This window comes from Bartonella sp. AA9NXGY, from assembly GCF_042196845.1.
GTDB lineage: Bacteria > Pseudomonadota > Alphaproteobacteria > Rhizobiales > Rhizobiaceae > Bartonella.
This window is the reverse complement of record NZ_JBHIRB010000032.1, coordinates 1-7658: the sequence shown is the minus strand read 5'-3', so window position 1 is coordinate 7658 and position 7658 is coordinate 1. Positions and strand designations below refer to the sequence as shown.

Genomic DNA, 7658 nt, shown 5'->3' with positions numbered 1-7658 from the left:
ATCTGCTAACTTTTTGTAACAAAAAACTGCAAACAATTCCTTGACCTCCAAACTATCTATACCACTAAATACTAAGGGGGGCGCATAGCTGGCCTAAACTCTCTTTACAGAAAACAAAAAAACAAAACGCTGCATAAGAAAAACTCAAATGCTTGAATTTTTTCTTTCAACGTATGCGCTGATATTTGCTTGCATATCGTCTTAAAAATCCATTTTCCACCAAGATTCGTCTTAATCTCGCAAAATCTAAAGTAAAAAGGCTACATATTTTTGATGTTTCCGTTTCGCGATAGTTTTTCCTATTTTAAATGCTTCTGCAATTTTTGTAAGTATATCTTCTGTTTCTAAATGACGATCGCTAAAAATTTCCATATTTCGTACATTTTTATCTTCTAGCGCTTGCCATAATTTATCGATTGCTTGAAATCCCTTTGTTGTGTTTTGAATAAGACCAAGGTTTAAAAGGCGATTAATAGATTTGTGAATGTTTTTGGTCTCTGAATTGACAAGTTTGAGGATATCAGAAAGAATTTTAGCACCAAGTATAATAACAGTATAGACAGCGCGTAGTGTCGGTGAGGTCATGGCAGAAATGAGCGAATTATAAGAAAAATGATTTGGCTGTATTGCACATGGATATCAATAGAATATTATTCGTGCAGAATGTAGCTACCTTACGCTTGTCTACCCCATAATCCTTTAAGCTATGAGACAATTTGCAACGGCGTTTACAGAGCAATCTTAAAAGACCGTTTTGAGCTTTTTTGCCGCAGAGTGTGTTACAAAATCATAATTGAGCCATTTATGGCGAAGTGTTTTGAGTGCTCTTGTTGTGCCACCGGTTGCAAAAACTATATGTGACATGGAAGCTGCTTATTTTTTCGTTTGCATGAGGCAAAGGCAAGAAGCAAAGGCGGAGGCACCAACAATCATGCAAAAGGTGAAAGCGATATGATTGTTGAAATGGCTGATAATCCATCCACTTGTCCATGAGCCGGCGGCTTGGCCAATATTTGAAATAACAAGAATATAACTGAAAAGAACACTGGCAGAGAGGGATGTAGTTGTTTTCCCTGCTTGATAGTATATCTCTGGAATCATGACAGATTCATAGACACTGTAGGCAATTAACGCAGTCACAGCGGTAAAGACCCCACCTATGAGGAAAAACGAGGAGAAACTTCCCATAAAGCAGAGCAGATAAAAAGTTGATTTATCAGAAAGGCTGAGATGTTTATTGATTATTCCTTGCCAGATACAAATACTGATGCCAACAATTGAAAAGAAAATTCCACTATAAGGGGCGAGATTGCTGTCAAATTTACTGAGAAGTGTTGTGGTGGTGATGAAAATTCCCATGAGGAATGCACAAAGCAAAGCCGTGACCAGCAAATAAGCAATAGAACGATTATGTATTATTGTTTTTAAAGAAGAAAGAAGAGCTTTTTTTGTTTTTTTATTCTTTTCAAGAGATAATGTTTTATGCGGGTAATGATAAACAATTTGAATGGATAGAACACAAAGATACAAACCAATGAGTGCAAAAAAAGCCATTAAGAAGGTTGATGCGTTGTATTTTATGGCACTCGTTGCAACAAGAGGGGCGATAACGACAGCAGCATTTTGAAAAAAAGAATAGAGAGTTAATGCGCGTTTAAGAGCATTTTCATTGAGATGTTCTGATAAAATTTCTCTCAAAAATGGCTTTGAAATTGCTTTCGAAAAAGCCATTAAGGTAAAAAAGATCAACCATGCAGAAGGTGTGAGCGATAGGATAATGCACACAAAAGCGCTACTCCTTAAAATAAAGGCGGTAGCCATTAAGAGTTTACGGGAAAATCTTTCTAATAAACCTGTTGTGGTTACCATGAGAATGCTTTCAAGGATTACCGATCCAGCGAGATAAAAAGCAACATTGGCAGCAGTTATGAGAGAAGAGTTTCCAAGCAAAGGGAGTACAAAGAAAAAGGAAAATTCAGAAAGAAAAACTGTGCTATAGATGAAAAAAGGAATTTTATTTTTGCCCATGGAATTTCCATAGAAGTGTTGTTAAATGATCAAAGACATTTTGTTGTATCTTTTGAGGAAGTTTTGCCAGCCCTATTTCTGCTGTGCACATTTCGTTGAAATAGTATCTTTCTTGATTCACTAGCCAGTCCAATGCAAGAATATTGTTTTTTCTACGATGTTTTTAGAAATATCGAGCATGATTTGGATTGAGCAACAACACTGTGCCCAGATGTTCGCGCAACAATCGTAAGATCCATTGAGACCTTGATCCTATATCTTCTCCTGATGGTTTTGACTGTTTTTAACCCTATTTGATAACCACCCAATCCTTTTTGATAACCAATTGGCATCTCGCACTCTTGTTCCTCCCCATTGCATCTCTTGCGAAGAGAGCACGCTAATCTCATCTCCATAGATTGTCAACATATGAATGGGATGAATGATTTTGTAACCTTTTAATGAAATTATATTTTTTAGTGGAAGGTTATTCATTCTCTTGAAATAGAGAAGAAAAACGATAGCGTTCGCTAATCATTTTTCAATTCTCTTTTAGCGCATGCGTTGATATTTTCCTCCATGGCGTTGTAAAAAACCTCTCTCAACAAGAGTGCGTCGTAATCGGGCAAAGTCTATCGTAAAGAGGTTGCATATCTTGGAAACTTCCGTTTCGCTATAGATTTTTCCCATTTGAAAGGCTTCACCAATTTTTGATAGCATCTCTTCTGTTTCTAAATGGCGGTCGCTTAAATTTTCCCTCTCCCGTTCATGTTTATTTTCTAGCATTTTCCACACTGTCTCTTCGGCTTGAAATCCTTCTGTTGTGTTGTGAATAAGTCCAAGATTCAAAAGGCGATTGATGGATTTGTGAATGTTTTTGGCATCTGAATCGACATGTTTGAGGATATCAGTAAGATTTTTTGCACCAAGGATAATGGCGGCATAAACAGCGCGCAGTGTCGGTGACGTCATGGCAGAGATCAGTGAATTGCGGGTATTGCGTTTGTGAAGGGTTTCTTTCCCCATGGGCAAAAGATCATTGCGAATGGGCAGTTCATTGATTTCTATGAGTTCTGCTTGTAGCGATTGTGCGCGTACAATTTGTTCGGCTGGGGTGCGTTTGCGAATAATCCCCAGACCACCCTGGCGATATTTGTGGTTTTCGGGGAGTGTTAAAGCTTCATAGGAGCCATCAAGCCGGTAGAGAATTTCTTCCCACAAAGGAGTTCTGACGCGTCGAACCCGTTGTTCGCCATTGAGAGCAATTGTTGTTGTTATGGTTGGTTCATGTAGACAAAGATAACCACCCGCGGTGATGTGTTCCCAAACTGTGGTAACAAATCGCACATCATCTGCGGGAGTACCAGCATCAAGCCAAGCAAAATCTATTGGTCCCCAAGATTTGAGGGTGCTTTCATCGAGAGAGAAGAAATTCTCATGGATAAATGTTACCATGTCTTTTTCAATACCGTCTTGAAGCAGTTTTTGCCATGCTTCTTCTGCTGATTGACCTTCGACTGTAAAATCATCAATGGTGATAAGCCGAGGTTCGTAATTCTCAAGGATTCCTGAAGGGTCAAGCAAAGCTGTGCGCTCTTCCCAGGTGGAGGATTCTAAAAGTTTTTTATCTTGTTGCCATGTTTGTTTTGCTTTTTGCAGTGCTTTAGCAATCAAGCGCGTACTATCACCAGCACCGATTTCAATGACTGTGCGCGGTCTTGCCATTTGAATAAGCGCATAAATGAGCTGTGCACTATTTTCTGTTCCCATGCCAGGTCTTATCAGCTGCATCTTTTTATCCTTATAATTTTACCAATCGTAGCATTCCTGCTTTTACAAAAAATTTTATTGAATCCTCTATAGGGTGTTGAATGTGCATTGGTGTGGTGGCTTGCTTCAAGAGATGTTTTGTTTTTTCATGAAGCCGGATTGTACGCCCATTGAGTTGATTAATGGCAAGACTGCCAAGAGAAGAATCTATGATAATACATGTTGGCTCTCGTAAAAGAGCGGTTGCATCATTTTCTGAAAATGCTTTTTGATCTGTTTCGATGAGACCGTGTTGTAAAAGTGATATCAAAAGACTTCCAGAGGCAAGAAGAGTATCATTGAATTGTATTTCCCTCAGTGATTGGACAAGGCAGCCTTCACGAAGTGCTTCAAATGTGGGAAAGTCGAATCCGCCAAATGCCGCTCCTTTTGTAGAAACAATGGTGATGGGTTGTATTTGCCGTTTGCCAATGAGTGCTGGTTTGTTTTTTATTATTTGTACATCTTTTGCCCATTGAACGCGTGATAAAGGATTGAGTTCACTTGGGTAGACAGCGAAAGAATTGATGGCTATGGGCGGCGTTGGTTTTTGCAATTCAAGTGTGTGGGAGCTCTCATGACAATCATGTCGCATATAGTCTGCCAGTTGCCACACATAGCCGCCTGTTCCATTGTAAAAGTTTAAGCCTATAGGATCTTGTTGCATGATGTTAAACCGGTTTCTATTTTGCTATAAACTAAATTTTGGGAATGGTTGTTAGCTCTTCCACACTCAAGAGTGGTTCATCAAAGTCTTATTGGTTGGTGTGGGGTTGTATGGGAGATACAACGATTTTATCGAGGGGTGATTGTCATGTCCTTTTGTGGTGTATGGTTTGCTTGAGAAAAACGCCTCGTCCACTAACCATTATCAAATTCTCTCTGTTTTTTTTTGTACGGCACTGTTCACAATAAAACCTAAGATGCCTGTGATCATGGTGGCGATGCCAATGATAAACAGTGTGCTTTGGGTGTGATGCACTTTTACAAAACCGGCTCCTAGAAAGCCAAGGCACACCGCTGTTTGTATGATAAAGATATAGGCAGGCATTTGGTTGTTTCGGTGTTCTTTCTGAATGGCTTTCATCATAAAACTTGCCATCAGAGCATTTTGCACGCCGTTAGCACCCCCAAGGATGAAAAATGACAGCATCATTAACCATACAATATGTGTTAAGGAAAAGCAGAAAATTGCAAAACCAATTATTGTAGCGGCAAGTGATGCACCAGCGGCATTACCAAAGCGATGAAAAAGGCTGGAGAAACAGAGTGGACCAACCACGAGGCCAAGACTTAACATGCTTGTGATTACCCCATAGGTTTCTGCACTGAAGTACAGCTCAGTGCGGATGCGGACAATCGATAAGACGTTGAGAGCAGAGGTGAGGATGATGGTAATGATGAGGGGAGAAAGAGCATAGACAACATTTTTTTTACGCAAGAGACCCGTTAAATCTAGCCCTTTTTTGCTTTTTTGCGTTGTGTTTGTCGTTTGCGTATGAATTTTTAAACTTTTAAAACAGAAGAGAGTGATAAAGGTAGCAAAAAGAACCATGATTGACAACACAAACAATCCTTTTTGCCCGTTCGATAGACCATACAATACACCCCCTAGCAGTGGTCCGGCAATATAGCCAAGATTACGGACTGTTTGGATAATGCGGTTGATACGGTCTAATTGCTGATCATTGGTTGCAAATTCTGGGACGGAAACGAGGATAGCAGACCAAAAGAGTGAACCAGCACAACCTAGTGCGAAAGAAAGGGCAATATAAACCCAAAATTGGTTGGCGATTGCAGCTGTGGCTATAAAGAGTGCTTCAAACAATAAAACAATGGGTACTGTTCGCGCTGGTTGGAAGCGATGTAAGAGACGTGGTGCAATGGGGCCTGCACAAATTGCCCCGACAAGCCCTGCAAACAGCAGCATTGAAATAGATGCTGTGCTTTCTGCTAAGTGGAGAGCAAATGTAACTTGTGCTGTTTCATCGGCAAAGCTGCTAAAGCCCAAAACAAGGAAAAGCCCCATTTGGGTAAAAATCATGGATTTTTTCTTTGTCACAATGCTCCCCAACATGCTAAAGCTTTTACAGCTTTTAAAATTTCCTTCTGTGCTGTGTCATGTGGTTTATCATTTAATTTTGCTAGATCTAATTTTTTTCCTGATGAAAGTTGAGAAAGGAAATGTTCTAGATGAGAGCTATACTCAAAACTGGCGCAATGCCCATTTGCTGCGATGAGCAGTTCTTTTGTTTCAGTTAAGGGCACCCATTGCAGGGTTGCAGGTGGGCGAAGAGTGATTTCATTTTCAATTTCGGAGACGTCAACAAGGGGGCGCTTGACACATAAACGTGAACTTGTATCACAAATTAATTGAGAAACCAGCATATGGCGTTTTAAGGTACCATTTGCGATGGCGGAGTTTAGTGCAGAGTGTTGAAAAGCATTATCAGGGTTTAAATTTGCTCTTCCTGATGCGCGGATATCATGTCGCGTTCGATCATCAAGATGGAGTAAATGCGTGACATAATTTTTATGATGTTGTGCATCGTGTGCTGTTTCCCAAAAAGCAATATTGATATTTGCCGCGATATTTTTTCCAGTTTCAGCAACGTGGAAAGCATCATGGGGAAAGTAGGCAACACGGTCTGTACGGTTTTGCAGCGCAATTGCTGTTAATTTATGCGCTTCATATTCAGGATATTTTAGCCCTTGGAGGTCTTCTCGTGTACTGGGCCATGCAAACATTGTTTTGCCATCCTGTAGAGTAAAACCAAAATTATGAGCGTGATCCACATGTATCCCAACATGGGTGGAGGAATATCGGCCGATGAAGCAGTCAATATCTACGCGTCCACCAGGACTAAAACCTAAAGAATGAGCTAATTGATCTGAAAACTGTTTTGCCACATCCCATAGAACAGGGGTTGCAGCGTATAATCCATAATACATGACCGCCCATTCTTGTCCTTCGGCATATTGGTCAACGCGGGCAGTATATTCTTCTATAGTTCTATCCGTATCTAAAACAAGAAAGTTTGAAAGAGTACGTGGACTCCGCACTCTATTAACCACTGTTACTACTTCGGATTTAGGATTAAGAGCTAAGAGTTTATGAGGATGTAGAGCGTATTGTCTTAAAGCATTCAAAACATCCCTTTCATCGAAAGGGATGTACGAAATTGACAATTCAGCTGCTTGCTTAGCCCAAATTTTTTGAGAAAAGCTCTCTGAAAATAACTGAAACATGCACTTAAATATACTTAATTTTAAAGTTAGATATGTAAATAGATCTGTATCAACAATACATTATTAAACTTCTAACGAACCATTCACATCAAGCTCATTTTGACAAATTTGAGTATCGTTACGCTGTGCATACTTATCAAGCATTATAGTTGGCACAACTTCATCAGCAGCCAATTCAATAACATTTTTTACTTTATTAAGTGAAATATTCATATATTTCCCCCCTTATAGTTGATAGAAAAACAATGATGACCAAAATAAAAAAACTACCACTTATTTCCTCTTAATATGGATTTTATTTTTGTCAAATGTTATGTTGATTGCAAAGAGCATTTTAAATAAGAGGGCTGAATTTTAGAGTGATTAAGAAGAATTTACAAAAAAAGCTGCACTATGCGTGCAGCTTTTTATGTATTTGCTTTAAAGGTAGACAGGTAGATGTTTTAAAGCATGAAAGTGTCCTTACGGCTTCTATAACCATAATAGCCAAAAACACTGGAAATAATGGCGCCTACCAGACTTCCTAAAAAGCCCCACCACCCCATATTGGAGGCTGTTTTTGTGGCTTTAGTTGCAGTGTTTTTTGCTCCCTT

The 7658-nt window shown here is 39.5% G+C and carries 9 protein-coding genes and 1 pseudogene; all 10 read right to left on the bottom strand.

The features are described from left to right. Nucleotides 1–166 precede the first annotated feature (166 nt). Nucleotides 167–268: a DUF2087 domain-containing protein gene (locus ACFIM6_RS09195; protein WP_375612583.1), complete on the bottom strand. Its 102-nt coding sequence runs from the start codon at nucleotides 266–268 to the stop codon at nucleotides 167–169. After that, a complete protein-coding gene (locus tag ACFIM6_RS09190; RefSeq protein WP_375612582.1) occupies nucleotides 247–585 on the bottom strand; it encodes a hypothetical protein in 339 nt (112 codons plus the stop codon). The genes ACFIM6_RS09195 and ACFIM6_RS09190 overlap by 22 nt, the downstream gene beginning before the upstream one ends. Before the next feature lie 156 nt (nucleotides 586–741). Then, complete coding sequence (locus tag ACFIM6_RS09185; RefSeq protein ID WP_375612581.1) at nucleotides 742–864, bottom strand: hypothetical protein; 123 nt, start codon at nucleotides 862–864, stop codon at nucleotides 742–744. 9 nt (nucleotides 865–873) lie between these two features. Next, nucleotides 874–2028 carry an MFS transporter gene (locus ACFIM6_RS09180; protein ID WP_375612580.1) on the bottom strand — a complete coding sequence of 385 codons (1155 nt, stop codon included), beginning with the start codon at nucleotides 2026–2028 and terminating at the stop codon, nucleotides 874–876. Between the two features lie 531 nt (nucleotides 2029–2559). Next, the gene (locus ACFIM6_RS09175) at nucleotides 2560–3798 is read right to left on the bottom strand and encodes a DUF2087 domain-containing protein (RefSeq protein ID WP_375612579.1); all 1239 of its coding nucleotides are present in this window, start codon (nucleotides 3796–3798) and stop codon (nucleotides 2560–2562) included. Between the two features lie 10 nt (nucleotides 3799–3808). Then, nucleotides 3809–4483, bottom strand: a complete 675-nt coding sequence (locus tag ACFIM6_RS09170; protein ID WP_375612578.1) for a hypothetical protein — start codon at nucleotides 4481–4483, stop codon at nucleotides 3809–3811. A 204-nt stretch (nucleotides 4484–4687) separates the two neighbouring features. Then, nucleotides 4688–5878 (bottom strand): MFS transporter, encoded by a 1191-nt coding sequence (locus ACFIM6_RS09165; protein WP_375612577.1) that lies wholly within the window; start codon nucleotides 5876–5878, stop codon nucleotides 4688–4690. Beyond that, on the bottom strand, nucleotides 5875–7065 hold the full coding sequence (locus ACFIM6_RS09160) for a hypothetical protein (RefSeq protein ID WP_375612576.1): 1191 nt from the start codon (nucleotides 7063–7065) through the stop codon (nucleotides 5875–5877). Before ACFIM6_RS09160 ends, ACFIM6_RS09165 begins: the two co-directional genes overlap by 4 nt. Before the next feature lie 63 nt (nucleotides 7066–7128). After that, on the bottom strand, nucleotides 7129–7278 hold the full coding sequence (locus ACFIM6_RS09155) for a hypothetical protein (RefSeq protein ID WP_375612575.1): 150 nt from the start codon (nucleotides 7276–7278) through the stop codon (nucleotides 7129–7131). A gap of 230 nt (nucleotides 7279–7508) precedes the next feature. Continuing rightward, nucleotides 7509–7658: pseudogene (locus ACFIM6_RS09150) on the bottom strand (DUF3792 domain-containing protein); the annotation flags it as partial.

Excerpts from the sequence above, each read along its gene's own strand:
- ACFIM6_RS09190 (WP_375612582.1), bottom strand. The coding sequence starts at position 585 with ATGACCTCACCGACACTACGCGCTGTCTATACTGTTATTATACTTGGT.
- ACFIM6_RS09185 (WP_375612581.1), bottom strand. The coding sequence starts at position 864 with ATGTCACATATAGTTTTTGCAACCGGTGGCACAACAAGAGCACTCAAA.
- ACFIM6_RS09180 (WP_375612580.1), bottom strand. The coding sequence starts at position 2,028 with ATGGGCAAAAATAAAATTCCTTTTTTCATCTATAGCACAGTTTTTCTT.
- ACFIM6_RS09175 (WP_375612579.1), bottom strand. The coding sequence starts at position 3,798 with ATGCAGCTGATAAGACCTGGCATGGGAACAGAAAATAGTGCACAGCTC.
- ACFIM6_RS09170 (WP_375612578.1), bottom strand. The coding sequence starts at position 4,483 with ATGCAACAAGATCCTATAGGCTTAAACTTTTACAATGGAACAGGCGGC.
- ACFIM6_RS09160 (WP_375612576.1), bottom strand. The coding sequence starts at position 7,065 with ATGTTTCAGTTATTTTCAGAGAGCTTTTCTCAAAAAATTTGGGCTAAG.
- ACFIM6_RS09155 (WP_375612575.1), bottom strand. The coding sequence starts at position 7,278 with ATGAATATTTCACTTAATAAAGTAAAAAATGTTATTGAATTGGCTGCT.